This is a genomic window from Hydrogenophaga sp. Root209 (assembly GCF_001428625.1).
Taxonomy (GTDB): Bacteria; Pseudomonadota; Gammaproteobacteria; order Burkholderiales; family Burkholderiaceae_C; genus Hydrogenophaga.
Genome location: NZ_LMIE01000009.1, coordinates 23487 through 47579, shown reverse-complemented (window position 1 = coordinate 47579; position 24093 = coordinate 23487). Strand labels below are relative to the sequence as shown.

Sequence of the window (24093 nt, the reverse complement as noted above, 5' to 3'; positions counted from 1 at the left end):
CCCCGCCCTTTGGCGTGAACCTCTTCGCGGCCTGCACGGTGGCGAAGATCTCGCTGGACCGCATCGTGGGCCACCTGCTGCCTTTCGTGCTGGTCATCATGGGCTGCCTGACCCTCATCACCTACCTGCCTTCGATCTCGCTCGCCTTGCGCGACGCGGTGTTTTCGAACAATGCCGTGATCGAACCTCTTGTCGGTCCACAGTGAGCCCCTTTAACCATGTCTGAACGCATCCACGCCAGTTACTGGCTCGAAACCCCCGAAGACCCGCAGCGCGCGGCGCAGACCATTGCCGGTGAGCAGTCCAGCGGCACCTTTCTCGCATTGGCCAACGAAACAGACGAACTCAAACAGCGCAGTGGTGCGCGCATCGAGCGTCTGACTGTTCTGAACGACGCCCCAGTGCCCAGCCTGCCGGGCAAATACAAGGAAGGCGCGCGCTTCACCCGCTGCCAGCTGGAACTCTCCTGGTCTGTTGACAACATGGGCGTTTCGCTGCCCAACGTCATGGCCACGGTGGCGGGCAACCTGTTCGAACTGCAGTGCGTCTCGGGGCTGCGCATCACTGACTTGCGGCTCCCGCCCGCGTTCTCTACCGCATACCCAGGCCCCGCATTTGGCATCGAAGGCACGCGCCGCCTGGCAGGCGTGGCCAGTGGCCCACTGATCGGCACCATCATCAAGCCCAGCGTTGGCCTCTCTCCAGAGCAGACCGCGCTTGAAGCGCGCAAGCTCATCGACGGCGGCATTGACTTCATCAAGGACGATGAGCTGCAGACCGATGGCTCACATTGCCCGTTCGAAGACCGCGTGCGCGCCGTGATGCGCGAGGTGCATGCTGGTGCCGACCGCCTGGGCCGCAAGGTCATGGTGGCGTTCAACCTGACCGGCGAACTCGACGAGATGAAGCGCCGCCACGATTTTGTGCACGCCCAGGGTGGCACCTGCGTCATGCTCAGCCTCAACTCGGTGGGCCTGGTCGGGTTGCGCGAGCTGCGCCGCCACAGCATGTTGCCCATTCACGCGCATCGCAATGGCTGGGGTTACCTGAGCAGGCATCCGGCGCTGGGCTGGGACTACCGTGCCTGGCACAAGCTGTGGCGTCTGGCCGGGGCCGACCATCTGCATGTCAACGGCATCGCCAACAAGTTCAGCGAAAGCGACGCACAGGTGGTCGAATCCGTGCGCGCGGTCACAGAACCGCTGTGGCCACACGCTCCCATGAGCGTGATGCCCGTCTTCAGTTCAGGGCAGACCGGCCTGGTCGCCGCCGCCACCTACGCCGCCACCGGCAACCAGGACCTGATCTTCGCCGCCGGCGGGGGCATCTTCGGACACCCCGCCGGCGTGGCCGCGGGCGTTGGTGCCCTGCGCCAAGCCTGGGACGCTGCGGTGGCGGGCGTGCCGCTGCAGTCGCGAGCTGCCGCTCAACCCGAACTCCAGCAGGCCATGGGATTCTGGTGATGAGCGCCACCGCCAAACACAGTGCCTTGCCTGAGGGCCCGTTGCTCGCTTATTACGGCGACGACTTCACCGGCTCCACCGACGTGATGGAGGCCTTCACCCTGGCCGGCGTGCCGACCGTGCTCTTTCTGCAAACGCCCACGGTCGAATGGATCGCCCGCTTTTCCCACATGCGCTGCATCGGGCTGGCCGGCACCTCGCGCGGGCGCAGCCCCGCCTGGATGCGCGAGCACCTGCCCACCGCCTTCGCCAGCCTCAAGGCCTTCGGTGCACCCATCCTGCAATACAAGGTCTGCTCCACCTTCGACTCCAGCCCGGACGTCGGCTCCATCGGTGCCGCCATCGACTTGGGTGTGGCGGCCGTTGACGGCACCTGGTCGCCCATGGTGATCGGCGCGCCACGCCTGCGCCGCTACCAGGCTTTTGGCCATCTCTTCGCCGCCATGGGCGATGTTGTGCACCGCCTCGACCGGCATCCCACCATGTCGCGCCACCCCGTGACACCGATGGACGAGGCCGACCTGCGCCAGCACCTGGCGCATCAGACCTCTCGCCGCGCCGATCTCATCGATCTTGTGGCCCTGAAAAACGGTCTCGGGCCGGAGCGGCTGAAGGCCGCGCTTGCTGGTGACCAGCCGGTGGTCATGCTCGATGTGATCGACGAACAGACGCTCGCGCTTGCCGGGCAACTGGTCTGGGAGAACCGGGGCGACGGGCTCTTCTCGGCATCCTCGTCGGGCCTGGCCTACGCCCTGGTCGCCCACTGGCGCCAGGCAGGCCTGCTGGACGCGCCGCCCACCCTGCTGCCCACACAAGCGGTGACATGCATCGCCGCCATCAGCGGCAGTTGTTCACCCGTCACGGCCGCACAGATCGCCTGGGCCGCGGACCATGGCTTCGACACCCTGCGCATGGACGTGGGCGCGGTCTTGTCCTCCGACACCTTTGACTGCGAAGTCCACCGCCTTGTGAGCGCCGCCCAGATCGCCATGGAGCGGGGAACGAGTCCTCTGGTCTATTCCGCCAGTGGGCCCAACGATCCCGCCGTGCGCGCCTTCGCCGATCTTGCACAGCGCGCCGGTCTGGCGCTGTCGCAGGCCCATGAGCGCGTGGGCCAGGCCCTCGCTGCCACGATGCGGCGCATCGTCGACACCACCGGCGTGCGGCGCATCGCCATTGCCGGCGGAGACAGCTCAGGCGCCGTGGCCGGCGCGCTTGACATCGCGGCGCTCACCGTGGCCAGCGATCTGGCGCCCGGTGCGCCGCTGTGTCGCGCCCATGCGAACACCGCGACCATGAATGGCCTGGAGGTGGCGCTCAAAGGCGGTCAAATGGGAAAGCCCGACTTCTTCGAGCGCGTCCTCCAGGGCACCGGGTGACACCCGGCGGCGACAGGCGTTCAGCTATCCTTGGACACCATGATCAACGACCCCATTCAGCGACGCAAGATTTACCAGGAGGTGGTGGATCGTTTGGTGCAGCGCATCCGAGCAGGTGAATGGCGACCTGGCGACCAGCTCCCCTCTGAGCGTGACCTGATGGATTCGTACGGCGTCGGACGACCGGCGGTGCGGGAGGCCTTGCAAGACCTGGCCCGCTCCGGCATCGTCGAAATCACCCATGGCGAACGTGCCCGTGTGGTTGTACCCACCGCCGAATTGCTCATTGAACAAATCGCCGGTGGTGCACGGCACATGCTGCGCATGGAGCCAGGCATGCTCGAACACCTGAAGGATGCGCGCGTGTTTCTTGAGGCTGGCCTGTGCAAGATGGCGGCCCAGAAAGCCACCCAGGGCGACAAGGATCGCTTGCTCGCTCGCTGGGAGGCGCACCACGCTGCCCTGGACGAGATGGACCAGTTCCTTTACCGCGACATGCTGTTCCACCGCGAGATCGCTTCCATCTCGGGCAATCCGATCTTTCCGTCCATTGTTGAAGCCCTGTTCAACTGGGCCGGCGAGTACTACCAGAACATCGTGCGGGCACCAGGCTCCGAGCAACTGACATTGGCTGAACACCGCCGCATCTACGACGCTATTGCGGCCGGCGACGGAGAAACTGCCGCCCAGGCCATGCGAGACCACCTGCTTCGTGCCAACGTGCTGTACCGCTCTCCAGAGGCCAAAGAGGCCTTGTGAGACCGATTGAGCTGGAAATCCCTTCGTTGGTGGGCCGTATACAGGCGCACTGATGCCCGCATCTCCTGCAGCGACGTTCGACGCAACTGGCCAATGGAAGGCTCAGTGTGCCGCCGCGCTCAATGCCCGAAAATCAGGGCATTGAATCGCCCCTGTTGGAGAAACCGTTTTGCCACTGCCCCCACCCCAGCCCCGCACCCCCATGCACACCCGCCGCGTTGAATACCGCGGCTTCCATCGCGACGACGGCTTGTGGGACATCGAAGGCACGCTGCACGACAGCAAGCCGCACGACTTCGAGATCGAGGGCGAGCGCCGTTGGGCCGCGGGTGAGCCGGTGCATCACATGCACATCCGCGTCACGGTCGACGAGGCCATGGTGATCCGCGACATCGCGGTGGCCATGGACGCCCATCCGCACGGCCCATGTCCCGAGGCCATGGTGCCCATGCAGCGGATGGTGGGTGAGGTGTTGGGCAAGGGCTGGCGCCACACGATCCAGCGCCACCTCGGCGGCATCCAGGGTTGCACCCACCTGCGAGAACTGCTGTTCAACCTGGCCACTGCCGCCTTCCAGACCCGCTCGGCCTCTTTCGCACCCCCGGCCGACGGCAGCCCGCCGCCCCATCTTGGCCAGTGCCTGGCCTGGGATTTCAACGGCCCGGTGGTGGAGAAGGTGCACCCGGTGTTCTTCCGCTGGCAGCCACCGGCACGGACCTCGTAGCGCAGACAGCCTCCCCGGCTGCCAGACGCATGGGGCGTGCGGGTCGGTCCTTGGGTTGGCGAGGCCTGACTCTATGGATCCCGTGGACGCGCGACAGCGACGCTTGACACCGACCCGCCCGCGAGCGTGAAATGCCGCCGTGGTTTCACCACAGGAGGCGGAACGATGAACAAGAGAACATGGATGCGGGCGCTGCTCGCGGGGCTGGGCGCGCTCGTGTTGCTGGCCGCCCTGGCGCTCGGTCTGGGCGTGCTGCTGGCCGAGCGCAAGATGCAACGCATCGTCAGCTTGCAAGTGCCCACGGTCGCGCTGCGCGACGACGCGGCCTCGGTCGAACGCGGCAAGTACCTGTTTGCATCGCGTGGCTGCGTGGACTGCCACGGCAGCGCTGGCACCGGTCGAACCTTTGTGGAAGACGGTGGCCTGGTGATTGCCGGCCCCAACATCACCACCGGGCCCGGCGGCGTGGTCTCCGCCTACCAGCCGGTGGACTGGGTGCGTGCCATCCGCCATGGCGTGAACCCGAAGGGGCGCCCGCTGATGATCATGCCCAGCGAGGACTTCAACCGCTTCACCGACGACGACCTGGCCTCGCTCGTGGCCTATGTGCGCTCGTTACCGCCCGCCAGCGGGCAAGGCGCGGTGGTGAAGCTGCCGCTGCCGGTCAGGGCGCTCTACGGTTACGGCGCCATCAAGGACGCGGCCGCGCGCATCGACCACACGCTGCCACCGCAACAACCCGTGCCCGAAGGCGTGACGCAGGAGCACGGTGCGTATGTGGCCAACATGTGCATCGGTTGCCACGGGGTGGGGCTGGTGGGCGGCAAGATTCCCGGCGGCCCACCCGACTGGCCGCCCGCCGCCAGGCTCTCGCCCGGCGAAGGCAGCGTGCTGGGTCGGTACCCGAACGCCGAGACCCTGATCGCGATGTTCCGCAGCGGCAAGCGGCCCGATGGCTCGGCGGTGCAGGTGATGCCCTTTGAATCGCTGCGTGAGATGAGCGAAACGGATTTGCGGGCTCTGTATCTGTATTTGAAGGCCTTGCCGGGGAAGGGGTGAGGCCAAACCCAAAGTGGACGCCCAATCGATGGATGGCTAAGCCGCACTGTTGCGCTGTCTGGGGGGGCGTTCCGTGGGGTCGCCCAGCGAGAGGTTGAGGGCAACGGCCTCATGGACCAACCGGAGAACGGTTGCCCGTTCGAGGGGCGTTCCTTCAACGAGCTCGAGCGTGGCCATGGTGTATTTGCCGCCAGGGCGAAGCCTCGGCTCGATGTGCCGCAGGTTCTTGCCGCGCCAGAAGCCGAAGAGCACGCGGTGATCCTCGGCGCGAATGAGCAAGACTGGCCCATTGAACAGATACACGAGATGACCCCACTTGACCGTCTCGGTGATCTGCGAGGCTGCACTCACGACAGTGGCGCGCAGCGCCTCCACGTACGTGCGTTGCCAACCCTCCAGCGACGCGACGTAACCGTCAGGCGTGGACGCAGGAACGGACGAGTACCGAAGGGGTTGCATGGCTCTCCTGAAGCGGCTGAACGTTTGAGGTGAGGCTCGTCTCGGCCGAAGGGTCGGGCCTTACTCGATGCGCCACACCATGGGGAGTGCGTACCGACCGGGTGGAAGCGCGTCGTCGGGCTGTGTACTGACCGAGGCGATGCATTGGTTCAGGTGCGCCAGAGCGGCGTGGTCCAGTATCAGGTGCCCACTTGATCGAAGGAGGCCCGGGTTCTGAATCTGCCCAGCGGCGGCAACGGTGAATGCGACGACGGTCTGTCCTTCCTGCTCGTTTCGCAGAGCTGCAACCGGGTACGCCGGTTGCAACCTGAAGCAGGCGCCCAAGCGAGATGCAGCAACCCTTCGAGCTGCAGCAGCACCGGTTGGTGTTGCCTCTTGTGAGGCCCCGGCGGTTGGCGCAGTGGTCTGCCCTTGTGCTGAAGCATGACCTGCGAGCGCAGTGACAAGAAGTGCGATCGGGATGCGTGGCATCGGAACCTGTTCGTGGGGCCTGGTGAATGAAAGGGACTTCCCCGTCCCGGGCGATCCACGAAGTGGGCGGGCACGGCAACGCGGTTGCCTCAAGTATCGAGCGTGTAGATCTTCGCCGTGGCGCGCTCTTCAGCGCTGTACCCTGCAAACAACCTGTCCCATTCGGCCCCCGCAGCGCCCACCGTGGGTACCCGGTCCATGATCATCGCGGTCACTTCTTCGGTATTGGCGTCAAGCTCGGCAACCTGCTCCCGATCAGGAAGAAGCAGTTTGGCGATCGGACCTTCCGGCGCTGCAATGATCACCAGATACGTCGTCACCTCACGATGCTTCGCTTGCACATGTGGCGCGGGCACTTGGCCACCAAATCCTTGGCTCATGGCGTGTCTCCAATGCGTCGCTGGACGCTGAACCCATTCTGCACCTCGCACGGTGCTTCCGATCACCCCACCATCGCCGCGTACACCAGATTGCGCATCATCGACCGGTAATGCACCCGCTGATTCGGTGCCTGCGCCATGAAGATCGCAAACAGGTCCTGCGCCGGATCGACGAAGAAATGGGTACCGCCGATGCCGCTCCAGTGGTAGGTGCCCACCGAGCCGGGCACCGGCGCCAGGCCCGCTGCGGTGCGCACTGCAAAGCCCAGGCCGAAGCCGTGGCCGGGGGGCAGCAGCGGGTTGTCGGCGTGGTTGATGGCGCTTCCCAGGTGGTCGGCGGTCATCCAGGCGAGGGTGTGCGGTGACAGCAGGCGCAGACCGTTCAGTTCACCGCCATGGCACAGGCACTGCAGGAAGCGCGCGTAGTCGTGCGTGGTGGACATCAGACCACCACCGCCCATTTCCAGCGCCGGCACTTCGCGGGGGTCGTGCATGGCCATCTGCACGCCGCCTTCGGGGTCGTGTTCGAAGGCCTCGGCGATGCGGTGGTGCTGCTCGGGTGGCACGAAGAAGGCAGTGTCGTGCATGCCCAGCGGTCGCAGGATGGTCTCGCGCAGGAAGGCGCCGAGCGGCTGGCCGGTGATGACTTCGATCACGCGGCCCAGCACGTCGGTGGCGCGGCTGTAGGCCCAGGCCGTGCCGGGCTGGTGCGCCAGCGGCAGCGCGGCCAGGCGTTCGCACAGCTCGGCGTTGGTCTGCTTCCTGCTGCCCAAGCCGGCCTGCGCGTATAGCTGGTTCACATGCTCGTTGCCGGTGAACTCGTAGGTGAGGCCGGCGGTGTGGCGCAGCAGATCCTGCACGGTGCTCGGCTGCGTGGCGGGCATCAGCGCCACGCCGTGCGGCCCGGGCACCGCGACCTGCTGCTGCAGGAAGCCGGGCACGTACCGACCCACGGGGTCGCTCAGCAGCAGCCGGCCCTGTTCCACCAGCATCATGGCCGCCACCGAGACGATGGGTTTGGTCATGGAGTAGATGCGGAAGATCGCGTCCGTGCCCATGGGCGCCTCGCGCGCCGGGTCGAGTCGGCCCACGGCGGTGTCGAGCACCACGCGGCCGCGCCGTGCAATCAGCACCGCCGCGCCAGGCAGGCGTCCACGGTCCACGTCGCGCTGCAGCGCGTCGACCAGGTGCTGGGTGCGCTCGGGGCACAGCCCCACCTCGGCCGGCGCGGCCGTGGGCAGTCCGTGCATGCTCAGCTTCCGTACCGTTGGCGGGCCAGCGCCGCGCCTTTGGCCAGCGCATCGAGCTTGGCCATGGCCACCTCGCGGCTCATGGGCGCCAGGCCACAGTTGGTGCAGGCGATCAGGTGTTTCTTCGGCACGTACTGCAATGCCAGGCCGATGGTGTCGGCCACCTGCTCGGGCGTTTCGATCACGTCACTGGCCACGTCGATCACGCCGACCATCACGTCCTTGCCTTCGAGCAACTGCATCAGCTCGGGCGGCACATGCGAGTGAAAACATTCCAGGCTCACCTGCTGAATGCTGCTTCTGGCCAGCGCCGGAAACACCTGCTCGTACTGGCGCCACTCTTCGCCCAGCGTCTGCTTCCAGTCCACATTGGCCTTGATGCCGTAGCCGTAGCAGATGTGGACCGCCGTGGTGCAGGTGAGGCCGCGCGCGGCCACTTCGAGCGCGGCCACGCCCCAGTCGGCTGCGTCCTGCATGTAGACGTTGAAAGCCGGTTCGTCGAACTGGATGATGTCCACGCCATCGGCCTGCAGCGCCAGCGCTTCCTGGTTGAGCAGCTCGGCAAAGGCCATGGCCATCTTGACCTTGTCACCGTAGAAACGGTCCGCCACGGTGTCCACGATGGTCATCGGGCCGGGCAGGGTGAACTTGAGCTTCTTCCTGGTGTGCGCGCGCGCCAGTTGCGCTTCGAAAGCGTGCACCCGGCCCTTCAGGCGCAAGGGCGCCACCACCTGCGGCACCTGCGCGTCGTAGCGGTTGTTGCGGATGCCCATCGTCACCTTGTGTTCGAAGTCGATGCCCTCGACCTGCTCCACGAAGCCGTGCACGAAGTGCTGGCGCGCCTGCTCGCCGTCACCGATCACGTCCAGGCCAGCGTCTTCCTGCACCTTGATCCACAGCAGCGTGGCGTCGGCCTTGGCCTGCTGCAGCTCGGCGCCTTGCGACTTCCACTGCGGCCAGAGTTTTTCGGTTTCGGCCAGCCAGGCCGGTTTGGGCAGGCTGCCTGCGATCGCGGTGTCGAACATGGTGTCTCCGGGTGTTGTAGGTGGCACCGGAATCTTAATCAGACCATGGCGTTTTCGCTGTCGCGGGGGCTTGGCAACCCCCGTTGTTCTCAGCGCGGCGCCACGCGCTCGGCCAGCGCGCGCAGCGCCACGAGCTGCTCGCCGATGAACTTGGCCGTGGTCTCGTCGGTCAGTTCACCCTCGGCGTTGAACTTGCTGCCCGCGTGGCTGATGAAGACCTCGGGCTTGTTCAGCGTGAAGGCGTTCAGGAACACCATCACCTGGCGCAGGTGGTACTGCACGCGGGCGGTGCCCACCGGGCCGGGGCTGGCGCCGAGGATGGCCACCGGCTTGCCGTCGAACGGGGGCGCGGGGGGACGCGACATCCAGTCCAGCGTGTTCTTGAGCACGCCGGGGATGGAGAAGTTGTACTCGGGCGTGGCGATCAGCACCGCGTCGGCGGCGGCGATCTTTGCCTTGAGCGCGCTCACCGCAGCGGGTTCACCGGCGGCGCGCACATCGTCGTTGTAGAGCGGGATGTCGGCGATGTCGACGATCTCGATCGACATGCCTTCTGGCGCCAGGCGCTGCGCGGCGCGCAGCGCCATGGTGTTGGTGGAACTCTTGCGAAGGCTGCCCGAGATGGCAACGACTTGAAACGTCATGGGGTGTCCTGAAGATGAAGAAGAGGAGATCAGTCGAGCGAGATGTTGGCCGCGCGGATCAGCGCGGTCCAGCGCTCCACATCGCGCTTGAGCATCGCAGAAGTCTGCTCCACGCCGATGGTGAGGGGTTTTCCGCCGGCCTTGGTGAAGACCTCGCGCAGTTCGGGCTCGGCGATCACCGCGGCCAGCTCGGTGCGCAGGCGCTGCAGGGCTTGGGGTGGCGTGCCGCGCGGCGCGAAGAAGCCAAACCACGACTCCAGATCCAGCCTGGCCACGCCGGTCTCGTTGAGCGTGGGCACGGTGGGCTGCAGCGCGTTGCGCTCGGCACCCGAGACGGCGAGCGGGAACACCTTGCCCGACTCGATGTGGGCGCGCGTGGTGGGCGTGAGGTCGAAAAACATGTCGACCCGCCCACCGAGCAGATCGCTGTACGCGGCCTGCGCGCCGCGGTAGGGCACGTGGGTGATTTCCACGCCGGCGAGCTGCCAGAGCGCGGCGGCCAGCACGTGTTGTCCCGAGCCATTGCCGGCCGAGGCGCAGGTCAGCTTGCCCGGGTTGGCCTTGGCGTGGGCGACCACCTCGGCCAGCGTCTTGAACGGCAGGTCGGCACGCGCGATCAGCGTGTAGCTGTAGCTCACGGCCAGGCCCACGGGTTCGAAGTCGCGCAGGCTGTCGTAGGAGAGGTTTTTGTACAGGCCCATGTTGAGCACCATGTTCGAGACCGAACCGGTGAGCAACGTGTAGCCGTCGGGCGCTGCCTTGGCCGCGGCATCGGTGCCGATCAGCGTGCCCGAGCCGGTGCGGTTTTCCACCACCACCGGTTGGCCCAGGCGCCTGGCCAGGCGTTCGCCCAGCGCACGCGCCACAAAATCAAAGCCTCCGCCGGGCGGCTGCGGCACGATCACCCGCAGCGCGCGCGACGGAAAGTCGGCCTGCGCCCAGGCGGCTGGCGCGAAGGCGCTCAGCAGGCAGGCGGCGGGCAGGGCGGCCACCAGGTGGCGGCGCGAGGTCGAGCAGATGCTGTTGTCTTGCATGTCTGTCTCCGGTGTTGTTGTGGTCGGGTGCATCAGGCGGGGTTGATGTCCCGCTCCAGCGCACCGCCGGCCAGCCAGGCCGCGCCGCGGAGGTAGAGCGCCTGCACCTCGGGACCCTTGAGCATCGGCATGTCGAGCTTGACCGTGTAGCCGATGCGGGTCTGGATGTAGGCCAGGTGGCGGTAGCCCTCGGGGAAACCGGCCAGGGCCTGCTGGTCGAGTGAGAGCTGTGCCGCCGGGTCGACCGCGTCGATGCGGTCCTTCTCGTAGATCGGCTGGCGGTGCAGCAGCTTCCACTGGCCATCGACCTTCACCACGAAGTCGTAGAAGCGCCCTGTGCACACCACGTCGCACAGCACCGGGCCGTGTTCGCCCTCGACCATGCCGCGCTGCGAGATGGTCATCTTGGTCTGCGCGATGGCGCGGTCGCCCGCCACCTCGATCGCCGAGCCACCCAGGAAGTGCAGGATGCTCACACCCTTGGCCCAGCCCTCTTGCGTGACGCGGATGAAGTCGGCAAACGGACCCTGGAACCAGGTGGCCATCATCACGCCCTGCGGATGCCAGACGGTGGCGAAGCGGCTCCAGTCTCCAGCGTCGCGCCACACGGCCCATCGCTCCACCATCTGCCGGATCAGCAGTTGCTCGTTCAAGTCGTCGTTCATCGGGTGTCTCCTCGTTTGTGATGGGTGCATGCGGCGGCGCGCACGCAGGCCCGGACCGACGCCGGGCGTGGGCGCACTCTATGTCGATCACAACGAGGAATGAACCCCCGGGTTGGAAATCAAATTTGCAGAAACTGCAAAAACCAGGGGTGCAGCGGCGGAGCGTGGGGGCAGCGGACCCGCCGCAGGGCCGCCCCAAGGCGAGGGCCAGCCCCCTCGGGGGGGCAGCGACCCGCGCAGCGGCGGAGCGTGGGGGCATGGCGATCCGGCGCAGGGCCGCCCCAAGCCGGATCAGCCCCCTCGGGGGGCAGCGACCCGCGCAGCGGCGGAGCGTGGGGGCAGCGGACCCGCCGCAGGGCCGCCCCAAGGCGAGGGCCAGCCCCCTCGGGGGGCAGCGACCCGCGCAGCGGCGGAGCGTGGGGGCCTGAAACGCTTTAGGCGGCGCTCGTTTCGCGGTCGCTCAGGGTCACCAGCAACTGGATGATCTCGGCACATTCTTCCTCGATGCGCGCGATGCGCTGGGACACGGCGGGCGACAGGCTCTTCTGGTCGGTGTGGCGTATCGATTCGGTCTGCTCCAGGATGGCCGACATGCGCTCGAACAACTCCGAGGTGATGTCATCGGCGCTGGCCGCGGGCAGGACGGGTATCGCGGGCGCGACCGCGGGAACGCTGACAGCGCTGGCCTTTTTGGCAAGCGGAGGGAACTCCGCGAAGATCTGCGTTTCCGCAAAACCGTTCTCCAGCTCAACCCGGGAGTGGCCGGGGGGCTTGGGACCCCTGGGGTCGGACACCTGCCCGGTCTTGCTGGTGAAGTCGCCTTGGGACGAGAAGCTCAGTTCGATCGACTCAACGTCCTGGTTCAGCAACTGATCCACCCGCTCGCGGACTTCCTCGCGGTTGATCGGCTTGAGGAAGAAGTCGACCGCGCCGAGTTCCATCGCCCGGCGGCGGTAGCTCTCCTCGGTGTGTGACGTGACCATGATGACTTGGGTGTCTCGCGTCTCGGGGTTCTTGCGCATGCGCTGAATCACGTCGTAGCCGCTCAGGTCGGGCATGTCGACATCGATCAGCATCAGGTCGGGCTTGTGCGCCTCGAGCTTCTTCAGGGCATCTTCACCGCGCACCGAAAAATACAACTGGGCACAGTCCATCAGCGTGCGCGCAAGCACATGCACCATGGTCGGGTCGTCGTCGACGATCAGCACCCGGCGTCGATCGGGCATGGCATGGGCGGTGGAAGTGTTCACTGGTTGCTCCAGTTGGGTGATGGTGTGATGTTCCGTGTTTCCGCGCCACGGCAAACCCCGGAAAAGCGGCACCGACCGCCCGCAGATCCCCGCATCGGCGCCCCGATCGCCGCAACTGGCCGGTGGCGCTCCCGCTTTTCAAGGCCTTGCCTGCGGGCATCGGCAAGACACTTGAGTGTCCTGCCCCTCAGAGATCGCGCCCATGAACTCAGACCTGCCTCCTCCCCAGCGCACGCTCGCCAGCTTCAGCCTGACCGTGGCGATCGTGTGCCTGGGCCTGGTGGCCAGTGTTCTGGGGGCCGGGTCCCTGGCGCGGCGCGTGCAGGCCGACGCCCAGTCCGAGTTCGCGCGCAAGAGCGAGCTGATCACCACGGAAGTCACCCAGCGCCTGTCGGCCTCGGTGTACGGGCTCAAGGGCGCGCGCGGGGCCTATGCGGCCAGCGAGCAGGTGGATCGCCCGGAGTTCAAGGCGTTCGTCGATTCGATGGATCTGCAGCGTGAGTTTCCCGGCAACCGGGGCTTGGGCCTGGTGGACCGCGTGCGGCGCGCGGAGCTGCCCGCCTACCTCGATCGTGTGCGTGCGGGCGATTCGCCGGGGCTGGTGTTGCGCCAGTTCGGCGAGAAGCATCACGACACGCTGTACATCATTCGCTACGTCGAGCCCGAGGTGCTGAGCCCGGGCTCCATGGGCGCCGACATGGGCAGCGATCCCCGGCCGCGTGCCGCGATCGAGCACGCCATTGCCAGTGGTGATATCACGCTCAGCCCCGCCGTGCCCTTGGAGCGTGATGGCCAGACCTCGCCCGGATTCTTGATGTTTTTGCCGATCTACGCTGGTGGACAGCTCCCGTCCACCGCGGAAGAACGGGAAGCCCGGCTGCTTGGTGTTCTGTATGCGCCGCTGATTGCCCGCGATGTGCTGTCCGGTGTCACCGCTGTCACCGAAGACATGGTCACGTTCCAGCTGTATTCGGGCAAAGACGAGCCTGCGCCGGAGAACTGGATCACGGGCGTTCACGTCATCGAAGGCGGGAGAGGCATCACCCGCACCAGCGAGCCCCGGCTCGCACCGCCGGCCATGTACAACCAGCAACTGCGCTTTCAGGTGTATGGGCAGAACTTCATCCTGCACACCAGCAGCACACACGCCTTCGAGCAGTCGATCACGCAGCTGCCCGCTTTCGTGGTGCTGGGCGTGGGCATTTTGCTCACCCTGGCGCTGGCCTGGATGTCGACCCAGTCGGTGCGTGCGCGTCTGAGAGCCGAAGCGCTGGCGCGCTCGATGACGATCAACCTCGAACGGTTGGCGGTGGTGGCACAACGCACGTCCAACGGGGTCGTGATCACCGACACCCAGCGCCGCATCACCTGGGTCAACGACGGCTTCGAGCGCATCACTGGCTACAGCATGGGTGAGGTGATGGGATGCCGCGCTGGCGAGTTCGTGCAATTCGAAGGGACCGATGTGCGCGAGTTGACGCGCATCCGGGAGACCCTGGACGCGCGCCTGCCATTTCATGGGGAACTGCTCAATCGCAGCAAGACCGGGCGCGAGTACTGGATTGAACTGGAAATACAGCCACTGAAATCCGACGCGGGTGAATTCATGGGATTCATGGCGATCCAGAGCGACGTCACCGAGCGCCGCCAGAACGCGGAGGCGCTGCTGTCGAGCCAGGCCTTCCTGGACCGCACCGGGCGCATCGGGGGCGTGGGTGGATGGGCAATGGATCTGAGCACCAAACAGATCCGCTGGACCGATCAGACCTGCCGTATCCACGATTGCGAGCCCGGGCACCTGCCCACGCTGAAAGAGGCCTTGTCGTATTTTCCGCCGGAGGCACGCGCCGAGATTGAAGCAGCCTTCAGGCAGGCACTGGAAACCAGTCAGGCGTTCGATCTCGAGCTGCCGCTGATCACTGCCCGGGGGCGCGAGATCAGGGTGCGCGCGGTGGGTGAACTGGAAGTGCGTGGCGGCGTGGCACGGGGCCTGGTCGGCGCGATCCAGGACATCACCGCAGCCAAACAGCTGACGGATGCGATGGAGCGCAGCAACGAGCTGCTCACCAACGTCATCGAAAGCCTGCCGTGCGCGCTCAGCGTGATCGGCGCCGACGGCGTCCTGATGGTGGCCAACACCGACTTCGGCCGCCTCTTTCGCCTGCCTGCCCACCTGCGCCAGCCCGGTGTGAGCCGCTTCGAGGACATGGTTCGCTTCAGTGCCGAGCAGGGCGACTACGGCCCCGGCGATGTGGACCAGCAGGTGCGCGAGCTCATCCACACGGCGGTCAACGCTGGCCGCAAGCAGCAGTTCGAGCGCACCATGCCGGGCGGGGAGGTGATCGAGCTGCGCCGGGGCCGGCTGGACAAAGGCGGCTTCGTGACCACCTACGTCGACATCTCCGCGCGCCGTGAAGCGGAGGCGCAGGCCCGCCGCTCCAACGAGCTCATGTCCAGCGCACTGGAGGTCACGGGCGCCGGCGTGGTGATCTTCAACGCCGACGACGAGCTGGTGTTCTGCAACGACCGCTACCGCGAGCTCTACCGCGAGATCAACGACCTGCTCAAGCCGGGCGCGAAGTTTGAAACCATCGTGCGCGCCAGCCTGGCCTTGTACGAGCCACCGGGAGCGCGTGGGCGCAACGAGGAGTGGGTCGCCGAGCGGGTGCGGGACCACCGCCAGGGCGGCGACTGGGAGCGCCGCATCCCCGACGGCCGAACGCTGCGCGTGGTCGAGCGCGCCATGCCTGACGGGCACGTGGTGAGCTTTCGCTTCGACATCTCCCAGGTCATCCAGGCGGCGGAGGCGGCCGAGGCGGCTTCGCGCTCCAAGAGCCAGTTCCTGGCCAACATGAGCCATGAAATCCGCACGCCCATGAACGCCATCCTGGGCATGCTCTCGCTGCTGCAGCGCACCGGGCTCACCTCGCGACAGCTCGACTACACCAGCAAGACCGAGAACGCTGCTCGCTCGCTGCTCGGCTTGCTCAACGACATCCTGGATTTCTCCAAGGTCGAGGCCGGCAAGTTCACGCTGGACCCCCATCCCTTCGAGATCGATCGCCTGTTCCGCGAGCTGGCGACGGTGCTCTCGGCCAGCGTGGGCGAGAAGGAAATCGAAGTGTTGTTCGACATCGACCCCACCGTGCCGCCGGTGCTGCTGGGCGATGCCTTGCGCCTGCGCCAGATCCTGGTGAACCTGGCGGGCAACGCGATCAAGTTCACCAATTTCGGCGAGGTGGTGATCTCGTTGCGGGCGCGGCGCACCAGCGCCACCCAGGTGATGCTGGACGTGGCCGTGCGCGACACCGGCATCGGCATTGCACCGGAGAACCAGACCCGCATCTTCGAGGGCTTCACCCAGGCCGAGGCCACCACCACACGCCGCTTTGGCGGCACCGGCCTCGGGCTGGTGATCTGCCAGCGTCTCGTGGCCCTGATGGGCGGCGAACTGGCACTGGACAGCGAGCTCGGTCGTGGCACGGTGTTCCGGTTTTCCGTTGCGCTGGAGGTGCCGCCTGCACTGCTGCAGGACGAGCGCGACCCCGCGCCCGGCGCGCCCGCGCTGGATGTGCTGATCGTGGACGACAACGACATTGCCCGCGACACGCTCGCCGTCATGGCGCATGCCAACGGGTGGCGGGTGGAGGTGGTGTCCAGTGGCGAAGCGGCCATCGAATGCCTGGCGCAGGCCCGCCGCGACGGGCGGCGTTTCGACGCCGTGTTCATGGACTGGCACATGCCGGGTCTGGACGGTTGGGAGTCGGCGCGCCAGCTCAAGTCGCCGCCGCTCAGCGAAGCCCTGGACCTGCTGATCATGGTCACAGCCCACGGCCGCGAACTGCTGGAGAGCAAGGACCTCACCGAAAAGAGCCTGCTCGACGGCTACCTGATCAAGCCCGTGACCGGTTCCATGCTGGTCGATGCCGTGAAGGCGGCCCGCGATGAACGGGGCGGCGTGCTGGCGCCCGCCGCCCGCGCGCAACGCCGCGGTGTGCTGGAGGGCGTTCGCATCCTGCTGGTGGAGGACAACGAGACCAACCAGCAAGTGGCCTGCGAGCTGCTTGCCGGCGAGGGTGCACGCATCACGGTGGCGGGCAACGGGCAGATCGCGGTCGACATGCTGGCGGCCGACAGCGCCGCGTTCGAGCTGGTGCTCATGGACGTGCAGATGCCCGTGATGGACGGCTACACCGCCACGCGCTGCATTCGCGCAGAGCTCGGCCTGAGCGCACTGCCCGTGATCGCCATGACCGCCAACGCCATGGCCAGCGACCGGGAAGCCTGCCTGCAGGCGGGCATGAACGACCACGTGGGCAAGCCGTTTGACCTGGCCCAGTTGCTGCGGACCATTCGGCAGCACATGCCGCACGCCCTGGATCAACAGACGCCTGCGCTGCCGCCGCCCGGTGAGGGGCTCGCACCCGCGGCCTGCGAGGTGCCCGCTGCCGCGCAGGCGCTGGCCGACATGCAGGGTGTCGAACTGCAGGCAGCGCTCAACCGCCTGGGCGGCAGCGCCAAGGCCTACGCCCGCTTTCTGGAGCGCTTCATCGACGACCATCCCCGCCAGATCGACGAGCTGCAGACCGGCCTGGCGGCGGGCGACTTCAAGTCGGGCGCGCGCGTGGCCCACACCCTCAAGGGGCTGGCTGGCACCTTGGGCATCACCTCCCTGGTGGAGCACAGCTTCCGGGCCGAGAAGGCGCTGGCGGCCGCACGCACGGCCACCCACGTGGATGAGCCCCTGAGGCCGCTGATCGAATTCAGCATGGACGGTCTGATGGCGCTGCTCGCGGCGTTGCGCGTGCCGCTGCCCGAACCGCAGGGCGGGGAAACATTGCCGACCGGGCGGCTGGCCGCCAGCCACGCCCTGCGCGACCTGCACATCCTGGTGGTGGACGACAGCGACATCCAGCTGGCCGTGACGCGCCATCAGCTGGAGCAGCTGGGGGCGCAGGCCACCTGTGCGGCTTCGGGTGAACAGGCTTTGGTGCACCTGAGGCGCTGGCCCCAGCGCTTCGACGCCGTGTTGATGGATGTGCAGATGCCCGAGATGGATGGACTGCAAACCACCCGGCGCATCCGTGGCGAGCTGGAGCTGGCGCACCTGCCCGTGATCGCCCTGAGTGCCGGCACGCAGACCGAAGACCGCGACCAGGCGATGGCCGCGGGCATGAACGATTACCTCAACAAGCAGCTGGACCCCCAGCATCTTCAGGGCGTGCTGCGCGAACACATCGAACGTGCGCGCGGCACGTCGCTGGTGGTGCTGGACGATCCGGTGCTGCCAGCTTCCGGGCCGGCGCCCGTTGCCGCCGCCGACGGGCCCTGGGACGCCGTGACCTGCGTCGATCACCGCGCCGCGCTGGAGCGCATGGGTGGTGACCAGGCGCTGTTCCTGAGCGCCTTGCGCCGCATGCTCGAGGAGTTCGGCCCGCTGCGGCACGAACCGCCGCCCGCCGGACTGGACGAAGCCATGCGCACCGCGCTGGCCTCACGCATGCACAAGCTCAAGGGCGTCGCGGGTCTGGTCGAGGCGCGGCGGGTGTACACCGTGGCGCGCGGGCTCGAAGACCTCTTGCGCGCGCAGGCGCCCGAGAGTTCGGTGGTCTTGCTGTGGCCGCCCTTGCGTGCGGCCATGGCCGAACTGGAAGACCTCACGCAGGAGCTGTGTGCCCAGGCCGTGGTGCTGCCGCCGACGGTGCACGCTGTCGCGCCGATCGGTGACGAGGCGCTGGCCGCGTTTCGGTTGATGCTGCTGGGCCAGGACCTGGATGCGTTGACGTTCTTTGCCGAGCACCAGGCCGCCCTGGCCCGGCGGTTCGGTGCGGAGGTGGTCCAACGCATGGAGCGGCTGCTGGACGCGCTGGACTTCGAGGCCGCGGCCGAACTGATCGGGCAGGCCAGCACCGTGTGATGACTGGCGCCTGCGGGGCCAGGACCGCCGCGAGGTTGTGGCGAAACGGAACAACCCGCCGTCAGGGAAAGTCCGGGCGTGTGGGCGCTGTCGCGGCGGGCGCACGCCGGGCATGCGCGACTTCAACGACGTGCCGGTGCGGGCCGGACCCGAACACGTGAGCCAGTTGGCCAGCGTCGGGCCCACGCTCTCGCCCACCGACCCGATTCCTCAACAACGGCTTCTTCGTGGGCGAGGCGATCCGCCTCACGCCCGAGGACCGGCTGTGCAACCTCACTTAAGACGCGCGAAGCCATTGATGCCGACGGCTGGATGCACACCGGCGACCTCGCCACCATGGACGGCGAGGGGTATGTGAACATCGTCGGCCGCTTGAAGGACATGGTGATCCGCGGTGGCGAGAACGTCTACCCGCGCGAGATCGAGGCGTTCTATTCCCGCCACCCCAAGGTGCAGGATGTGCAGGTGGTCGGCGTGCCCGATGTGCTCTATGGCGAGGTGCTGTGCGCCTGCGTGGTGCTCAAGGCCGGGCAGAGCGCCACCGCCGAGGAACTGCAGACCTTTGCGCAGAGGCAGATCGCGCACTACAAGGTGCCGCGCTACATCGAATTCGTCGACGCCTTTCCGATGACCATCACCGGCAAGATCCAGAAGTTCCTGCTGCGCAAGGCCATGGTGGAGAAGCTGGGGCTGCAGGAGATCGCCACGGCCTGAGCGCTGCGCAGTAGGTCTTTCGACTGGCGCGGCAGGGGGCCGGGCAGGGAGTTGTGTGATCCATTACCCAAAGCGTCCCTCAAATGGGGGGCTTCGGTTACCTTGAGTAACAGCGACGAACAACAACAACGCAAGCCCCACGAGCACCCCATGTCCTTGAACTCCAGACCGCCCCCGGCCGCCCGCGCCCGTTCCGTGTTGACCTGTCCGGCGCCGAGCCCATGATCCAGCTGGCCCAGACCTCACGCGGTGACTTTCCGGTCCGCGTGGTGGTGGGGCGCATTGTGTCGGTGGCGGAACAGCCCGCACCGCCCGCTGCGCACACCGACCGTCTCACCGGCCTGGCCTGCACGCATCTGGTCATCGAGCATGACGACCTGGTGCGGGAACTGGCACTGGTGCACCTGCAGCCGCTGGACATCGTGCCCCACCGCAGCCTCACCATCGTCACCGGCTGCGAGGTCGAGCGCGAATGGCCGCTCTACATCTACAGCCCGAGCGACAAGAACCACCGGCGCTTCGACGAGCACATCGGGTGGTTTCTGGGCAGTCAGGGCGAGGCGCCGCTCAGCGAGGCCGACCAGCGGGTGATCTGGTCGGCCATCCTGCTGCAGGTCTTGCCGGGCGGAACACGCTGATCGTTTCGAGCAAAAGAAAGGGGCCTCGCGGCCCCTTTCTTGTTGCCGCCTGGTGCGATCACGCCAGATCGAAGCGATCCAGGTTCATCACCTTGTTCCAGGCCGCCACGAAATCGCGCACGAACTTCGGCTGTGCGTCGCTGCTGGCGTAGACCTCGGCCAGCGCACGCAGCTGGGAGTTGGAGCCGAAGACGAGATCCACCACCGTGCCGGTGCCCTTGGCAGCGCCACTCACCCGGTCGCGACCTTCAAGCACACCGGGTTCGGTGGCGGACTGCTGCCAGGTCGTGCCCATGTCGAGCAGGTTCACGAAGAAGTCGTTGGTCAGGGTTTCGGGCCGCTGCGTGAAGACACCGTGCGGGGTCTGCCCCACGTTGGCGTTGAGCACGCGCAGGCCGCCGATCAGCACCGTCATTTCGGGCGCGGTCAGTGTGAGCAGGTTGGCCTTGTCCAGCAGGCGCTCGGCCGTCGAGCTCTCGAATCCCTTGCGGGCGTGGTTGCGGAAGCCGTCCGTGATCGGCTCCAGCGGGGCGAACGACGCCACATCGGTCTGGGCCTGCGTGGCATCGGTGCGGCCGGGCGAGAAGGGCACCTTGACCTCATGACCGGCCTTCTTCGCCGCGGCCTCGACCGCTGCGCAGCCGCCGAGCACGATCAGGTCGGCCAGCGAGATCTTCTTGCCGCCCGATTGCGCGCTGTTGAAGTCTTTCTGCACCGCTTCGAGCTTCGCCAGCACCTGAGCCAGTTGTGCCGGCTGGTTGACTTCCCAGTCTTTCTGCGGCGCCAGGCGGATGCGAGCGCCGTTGGCCCCACCGCGCTTGTCGGAACCGCGGAAGGTGGACGCGGAGGCCCAGGCCGTGGTGACCAGCTGGGAGATCGTCAGGCCGGATGCCAATAGCCGGGCCTTGAGGGTGGCCACGTCCTGCTCGTTGACCAGGGGATGGTCGACGGCGGGCACCGGGTCTTGCCAGATCAGCTCCTCTTTCGGCACGAGCGGACCGAGGTAACGGGACAACGGTCCCATGTCGCGGTGCGTCAGCTTGAACCAGGCGCGGGCGAACGCGTCATGGAACTCCTGCGGGTTGGCCATGAAGCGGCGCGAGATCTTTTCATACGTCGGGTCCATGCGCATGCCCATGTCGGCCGTCGTCATGGTCGGGACCTGGCGTTTGCTCGGGTCATGCGCATCGGGCGCCGTCGCTGCGTCCGGGTTCTTGGGGTTCCACTGGTGGGCGCCGGCGGGGCTCTTGGTGAGCACCCATTCGTTGCCGAACAGGGTTTCAAAATAGCTGTTGTCCCACTGGGTGGGGGTGGGCGTCCATGGGCCCTCGATGCCGCTGGTGATGGCGTGGGCACCCTTGCCGCTGCCAAAGGCATTCTTCCAGCCCAGACCTTGTTCTTCGATGCCCGCGCCCTCGGGCTCGGCACCCACGTACTGGCCCGGATTGGCCGCGCCGTGGGATTTGCCGAAGGTGTGGCCGCCAGCGGTGAGCGCCACGGTCTCTTCGTCGTTCATGGCCATGCGGGCAAAGGTTTCGCGGACGTCGCGCGCTGAACCGAGCGGGTCGGGATTGCCGTTGGGGCCTTCCGGGTTCACGTAGATCAGGCCCATCTGCACGGCACCCAGCGGGTTCTCGAGTTCGCGGTCGCCGGTGTAGCGCTGGTCGCCCATCCACTCGGACTCGGGTCCCCAGTAGATGTCTTCCGGCTCCCAGACGTCGGCGCGGCCGCCGGCGAAGCCGAAGGTCTTGAAGCCCATCGAATCGAGGGCCACGTTGCCGGTGAGGATCATGAGATCGGCCCACGAGAGCTTGTTGCCGTACTTCTGCTTGATCGGCCACAGCAGGCGGCGTGCCTTGTCGAGGTTGCCGTTGTCCGGCCAGCTGTTGAGCGGCGCAAACCGCTGCGTGCCGGAGCCCGCGCCACCGCGGCCATCGGCAATGCGGTAGGTGCCGGCGCTGTGCCAGGCCATGCGGATGAAGAAGGGGCCGTAGTGGCCGTAGTCAGCGGGCCACCAGTCCTGGGAGTCGGTCATCAGGGCATGCAGATCCCGGATCACTGCATCCAGGTCGAGGCTCTTGAACGCTTCGGCGTAGTTGAAGTCCTCGCCCATGGGGTCGGTGAGCGGGGAGTGCTGGTTGAGCAGCTTGACGTTGAGCTGATTGGGCCACCAGTTGGCGTTGGTGGAGGTGCCGGCCACGGCATTTTTCGGGACGCCGCCCGAGAAGGGGCATTTGGGTTCGGTGGACAAGGTATCTCCTTTGTGGGCTTGTGGATGACCTTGTCGACTCTAGTGTGTGCCCCCCAAACGACCAACGCAATTTTGGCAATGAATGCCATAGGGGCTGCCGGGCCGTTGCCGGCGGCGCCTCAGCGCATGTGCAACAGCGGTCCCGCGGACAGGTCGTGTTGCGGGCCGGCTGCCGCTGTTCGCGTGACCGAGGATTTGCGCGACGTGAGTCCGCACAGACGCAAGGTCTCCGGGTCCTTGGAACCATTGAAGAATGCCTGCAGTGCGAGGCGGAACACCAGTTCCTCGGGAGCGGCTTCACTGAACAGCGTCATGCAGGAGAAGAACTTCAGGTCGTCGGGCACGCCCAGGATCTGGCTGGCCGATTTCTGGGTGTGGCGCAGCACGGCGGTGGTGCACTCGTGCAGGCGCGGGCCGAGCACCGGGTGCTTCTGATAGGCGCGGGCCTCGTCCAGGCATTCGATGCCATAGAACTGGGCCCTCTGGCTGCTGCCCAGACCGCGGTGCTGGGGAAAAACGAACCAGATCCAGTGGCTCTGCTTCTGACCGGCTTTGAGTTCTTCCAGCGCCTGGTCGTAGACGGGGTTCTGGGCATCGAGGAAGCGTTGAAGATTCATGGTGGCGGGGCTGCGCTGAAGCGAAGTGCCAAAACTATCACGCTGTGGTGTCATCGCCCACCACAGGTGGGGGATGAACCGCCCGTCGGTCAGTCGGTGGGGTGGTCGCCGGTGCGCCATTCACCCAGGCGCCGGTAGAGCAGCCCGCGAGAGACACCGAGCTGGCGCGCCGCCCGCGACACATTGCCGCCACAGGCGGCGAGTGTGCTTTCGATCAGTGCGCGGTTGGCGTGGTGCAGGGTCGGCGCGGCGGGGGCGTCGCGTGGCGCCGCGTCGGGCAGGTCGGCGGGGGGCAGGGGCGGCGTCTCGATGCCGGGGGCCATCGGCGCATCGGGCCGGGCCTGGATCCACAGCGTCAGGCCGTTGGGGCATTGGCGCGGCTGCGATCGACCGTGGTGGGCGAGCGAGAGCAGGTCTTCGAGCCCTAGCCCGAGCAGCGCCTCGGCGTCGGTGGGTTGTGCGGGCACACGCTCTGTGCCGAGCAGGCTGGCGCCGGTCTGGTTGAGCCAGGCCACGCGGCCTTGCCCGTCCACGGCGGCCAGTCCTTCCAGCGGCGTGTGCAGCAGGGCTGGGCTCGACTGGAAACGCAGCAGCAGCAGCGCAGCCGATTGCGCTTCGAACAAACGGTTTTCGATGGCGGTGGCGTACAGCCGCACCATGGCGGCGGCGTCGAAGCGGAAGGCTTCACCCTCGATGGAGAGGTCCAGCACGCCGGCCAGATCGCCGCGCGCGTTGCGGATCGGCGCGGCGGCACACTGCATGACCGAGACGCCGGTGAAGAAGTGCTCGGCGCCGCGCACCACGCAGGCTTCACCGGTGCGCGCCACCACGCTGGGCGCGGTGGTGCCCATGTGGTTTTCATTGAGGTTGACGCCCACGCGCGCCACGTTGGGCATCAGGTAGCCTTCGGCTCGCGCGGTGGGCGTGACCTGGATCAGCACCCCGTCGGGTCCGGTGAGCAAGGCCTTGCACGGCGTGCCGGCCAGGGCCGCATCGAGTTGTTGCAGGTCGTGGCGGGCGGCTTGCAGCAGCAGGCGGTTGCGCGCCAGTGCGCTGGCGATGCGCGCCTTGGTCACCGGCTCCAGGTTGATCGGTTCGGAGGGCCGGCGGTTGGCCACCGTGCAGCGCATCCACGACTGGATCACCAGCTCGGGCACCAGACCCGAGGGGCGCTGACCCTCGTCAAAGAACATCTCGCGTGCCAACGCCACACGCTGCTCGGGCGTGGCGAAGAACAGGCCCGCTGAGCGAGGTGGTGCGGAGAGCTTGGGCGAGGCGTGGGGGTTGGGTGGGCGTTGCATGTGGCGTGGCTGTTCGACTGTGTACCGCCGCGGCACAAATCCGCGCTAGGGAAAGTACTGAGCGGCGCTCGCGCAGGGCTGGCGTCTACGATC

General features: G+C 67.0%; 20 protein-coding genes and 1 pseudogene. 9 read left to right on the top strand and 12 right to left on the bottom strand.

What is annotated here, in order from left to right:
- The 6 genes from ASE11_RS08445 to ASE11_RS08420 all read left to right on the top strand — a co-directional run.
- Nucleotides 1-206: TRAP transporter large permease subunit (locus tag ASE11_RS08445; RefSeq protein ID WP_056269188.1), on the top strand; the 206-nt coding region annotated here is incomplete at its 5' end.
- A 12-nt stretch (nucleotides 207-218) separates the two neighbouring features.
- Nucleotides 219-1463: a ribulose-bisphosphate carboxylase large subunit family protein gene (locus ASE11_RS08440; RefSeq protein WP_056269186.1), complete on the top strand. Its 1245-nt coding sequence runs from the start codon at nucleotides 219-221 to the stop codon at nucleotides 1461-1463.
- Nucleotides 1463-2842, top strand: a complete 1380-nt coding sequence (oiaK, locus tag ASE11_RS08435; protein ID WP_056269183.1) for a 3-oxo-isoapionate kinase OiaK — start codon at nucleotides 1463-1465, stop codon at nucleotides 2840-2842. The genes ASE11_RS08440 and oiaK overlap by 1 nt, the downstream gene beginning before the upstream one ends.
- A gap of 39 nt (nucleotides 2843-2881) precedes the next feature.
- Complete coding sequence (gene nanR, locus ASE11_RS08430; RefSeq protein ID WP_414842436.1) at nucleotides 2882-3601, top strand: transcriptional regulator NanR; 720 nt, start codon at nucleotides 2882-2884, stop codon at nucleotides 3599-3601.
- Between the two features lie 202 nt (nucleotides 3602-3803).
- Nucleotides 3804-4325, top strand: coding sequence for a DUF2889 domain-containing protein (locus ASE11_RS08425; protein WP_235501229.1), 522 nt, complete (start codon nucleotides 3804-3806; stop codon nucleotides 4323-4325).
- Nucleotides 4326-4490: 165 nt separating this feature from the next.
- Nucleotides 4491-5384, top strand: a complete 894-nt coding sequence (locus tag ASE11_RS08420) for a c-type cytochrome (RefSeq protein WP_056269179.1) — start codon at nucleotides 4491-4493, stop codon at nucleotides 5382-5384.
- 36 nt (nucleotides 5385-5420) lie between these two features.
- Here ASE11_RS08420 and ASE11_RS08415 read toward each other — a convergent pair whose 3' ends face one another.
- The 9 genes from ASE11_RS08415 to ASE11_RS08370 form a co-directional block, all read right to left on the bottom strand.
- Nucleotides 5421-5843 carry a DUF1801 domain-containing protein gene (locus tag ASE11_RS08415; RefSeq protein WP_056269177.1) on the bottom strand — a complete coding sequence of 141 codons (423 nt, stop codon included), beginning with the start codon at nucleotides 5841-5843 and terminating at the stop codon, nucleotides 5421-5423.
- 60 nt (nucleotides 5844-5903) lie between these two features.
- A complete protein-coding gene (locus ASE11_RS27080) occupies nucleotides 5904-6314 on the bottom strand; it encodes a TonB family protein (protein ID WP_082585622.1) in 411 nt (136 codons plus the stop codon).
- Between the two features lie 89 nt (nucleotides 6315-6403).
- Complete coding sequence (locus tag ASE11_RS08405; protein ID WP_056269174.1) at nucleotides 6404-6694, bottom strand: hypothetical protein; 291 nt, start codon at nucleotides 6692-6694, stop codon at nucleotides 6404-6406.
- 62 nt (nucleotides 6695-6756) lie between these two features.
- Nucleotides 6757-7944 (bottom strand): serine hydrolase domain-containing protein, encoded by a 1188-nt coding sequence (locus tag ASE11_RS08400; RefSeq protein ID WP_056269173.1) that lies wholly within the window; start codon nucleotides 7942-7944, stop codon nucleotides 6757-6759.
- A gap of 2 nt (nucleotides 7945-7946) precedes the next feature.
- Complete coding sequence (locus tag ASE11_RS08395; RefSeq protein ID WP_056269171.1) at nucleotides 7947-8969, bottom strand: methionine synthase; 1023 nt, start codon at nucleotides 8967-8969, stop codon at nucleotides 7947-7949.
- Between the two features lie 89 nt (nucleotides 8970-9058).
- On the bottom strand, nucleotides 9059-9613 hold the full coding sequence (locus ASE11_RS08390) for an NADPH-dependent FMN reductase (protein WP_056269168.1): 555 nt from the start codon (nucleotides 9611-9613) through the stop codon (nucleotides 9059-9061).
- Nucleotides 9614-9642: 29 nt separating this feature from the next.
- Nucleotides 9643-10647 (bottom strand): Bug family tripartite tricarboxylate transporter substrate binding protein, encoded by a 1005-nt coding sequence (locus ASE11_RS08385; protein WP_056269165.1) that lies wholly within the window; start codon nucleotides 10645-10647, stop codon nucleotides 9643-9645.
- Nucleotides 10648-10679: 32 nt separating this feature from the next.
- A complete protein-coding gene (locus ASE11_RS08380) occupies nucleotides 10680-11312 on the bottom strand; it encodes a nuclear transport factor 2 family protein (protein WP_056269164.1) in 633 nt (210 codons plus the stop codon).
- A gap of 434 nt (nucleotides 11313-11746) precedes the next feature.
- Nucleotides 11747-12562: a response regulator gene (locus tag ASE11_RS08370; RefSeq protein ID WP_056269159.1), complete on the bottom strand. Its 816-nt coding sequence runs from the start codon at nucleotides 12560-12562 to the stop codon at nucleotides 11747-11749.
- A gap of 202 nt (nucleotides 12563-12764) precedes the next feature.
- Here ASE11_RS08370 and ASE11_RS08365 point away from each other — a divergent pair, with 202 nt between their 5' ends.
- The 3 genes and pseudogenes from ASE11_RS08365 (at nucleotide 12765) to ASE11_RS08355 (ending at nucleotide 19831) form a co-directional block, all read left to right on the top strand.
- Nucleotides 12765-18479: a response regulator gene (locus ASE11_RS08365; RefSeq protein ID WP_056269157.1), complete on the top strand. Its 5715-nt coding sequence runs from the start codon at nucleotides 12765-12767 to the stop codon at nucleotides 18477-18479.
- Between the two features lie 279 nt (nucleotides 18480-18758).
- Nucleotides 18759-19193: pseudogene (locus ASE11_RS08360) on the top strand (AMP-binding enzyme); the annotation flags it as partial.
- Between the two features lie 221 nt (nucleotides 19194-19414).
- Complete coding sequence (locus ASE11_RS08355) at nucleotides 19415-19831, top strand: hypothetical protein (protein WP_056269154.1); 417 nt, start codon at nucleotides 19415-19417, stop codon at nucleotides 19829-19831.
- 58 nt (nucleotides 19832-19889) lie between these two features.
- Here ASE11_RS08355 and katG read toward each other — a convergent pair whose 3' ends face one another.
- From katG to ASE11_RS08340, 3 genes are all read right to left on the bottom strand, one after another.
- Nucleotides 19890-22082 carry a catalase/peroxidase HPI gene (gene katG / locus ASE11_RS08350; protein ID WP_056269152.1) on the bottom strand — a complete coding sequence of 731 codons (2193 nt, stop codon included), beginning with the start codon at nucleotides 22080-22082 and terminating at the stop codon, nucleotides 19890-19892.
- Between the two features lie 119 nt (nucleotides 22083-22201).
- Nucleotides 22202-22699 (bottom strand): DUF1810 domain-containing protein, encoded by a 498-nt coding sequence (locus ASE11_RS08345; RefSeq protein ID WP_082585620.1) that lies wholly within the window; start codon nucleotides 22697-22699, stop codon nucleotides 22202-22204.
- 89 nt (nucleotides 22700-22788) lie between these two features.
- A complete protein-coding gene (locus tag ASE11_RS08340) occupies nucleotides 22789-24000 on the bottom strand; it encodes a helix-turn-helix domain-containing protein (RefSeq protein WP_056269151.1) in 1212 nt (403 codons plus the stop codon).
- Nucleotides 24001-24093 lie beyond the last annotated feature (93 nt).

Bases quoted from the DNA above. Each gene is read 5' to 3' on its own strand.
- ASE11_RS08355 (WP_056269154.1), top strand. From the start codon at position 19,415: ATGATCCAGCTGGCCCAGACCTCACGCGGTGACTTTCCGGTCCGCGTG.
- ASE11_RS08395 (WP_056269171.1), bottom strand. From the start codon at position 8,969: ATGTTCGACACCGCGATCGCAGGCAGCCTGCCCAAACCGGCCTGGCTG.
- ASE11_RS08390 (WP_056269168.1), bottom strand. From the start codon at position 9,613: ATGACGTTTCAAGTCGTTGCCATCTCGGGCAGCCTTCGCAAGAGTTCC.
- ASE11_RS27080 (WP_082585622.1), bottom strand. From the start codon at position 6,314: ATGCCACGCATCCCGATCGCACTTCTTGTCACTGCGCTCGCAGGTCAT.
- ASE11_RS08365 (WP_056269157.1), top strand. From the start codon at position 12,765: ATGAACTCAGACCTGCCTCCTCCCCAGCGCACGCTCGCCAGCTTCAGC.
- ASE11_RS08440 (WP_056269186.1), top strand. From the start codon at position 219: ATGTCTGAACGCATCCACGCCAGTTACTGGCTCGAAACCCCCGAAGAC.
- ASE11_RS08345 (WP_082585620.1), bottom strand. From the start codon at position 22,699: ATGAATCTTCAACGCTTCCTCGATGCCCAGAACCCCGTCTACGACCAG.
- ASE11_RS08415 (WP_056269177.1), bottom strand. From the start codon at position 5,843: ATGCAACCCCTTCGGTACTCGTCCGTTCCTGCGTCCACGCCTGACGGT.
- oiaK (WP_056269183.1), top strand. From the start codon at position 1,463: ATGAGCGCCACCGCCAAACACAGTGCCTTGCCTGAGGGCCCGTTGCTC.
- nanR (WP_414842436.1), top strand. From the start codon at position 2,882: ATGATCAACGACCCCATTCAGCGACGCAAGATTTACCAGGAGGTGGTG.
- ASE11_RS08420 (WP_056269179.1), top strand. From the start codon at position 4,491: ATGAACAAGAGAACATGGATGCGGGCGCTGCTCGCGGGGCTGGGCGCG.
- ASE11_RS08385 (WP_056269165.1), bottom strand. From the start codon at position 10,647: ATGCAAGACAACAGCATCTGCTCGACCTCGCGCCGCCACCTGGTGGCC.
- ASE11_RS08340 (WP_056269151.1), bottom strand. From the start codon at position 24,000: ATGCAACGCCCACCCAACCCCCACGCCTCGCCCAAGCTCTCCGCACCA.
- ASE11_RS08425 (WP_235501229.1), top strand. From the start codon at position 3,804: ATGCACACCCGCCGCGTTGAATACCGCGGCTTCCATCGCGACGACGGC.
- ASE11_RS08405 (WP_056269174.1), bottom strand. From the start codon at position 6,694: ATGAGCCAAGGATTTGGTGGCCAAGTGCCCGCGCCACATGTGCAAGCG.
- ASE11_RS08400 (WP_056269173.1), bottom strand. From the start codon at position 7,944: ATGCACGGACTGCCCACGGCCGCGCCGGCCGAGGTGGGGCTGTGCCCC.
- ASE11_RS08380 (WP_056269164.1), bottom strand. From the start codon at position 11,312: ATGAACGACGACTTGAACGAGCAACTGCTGATCCGGCAGATGGTGGAG.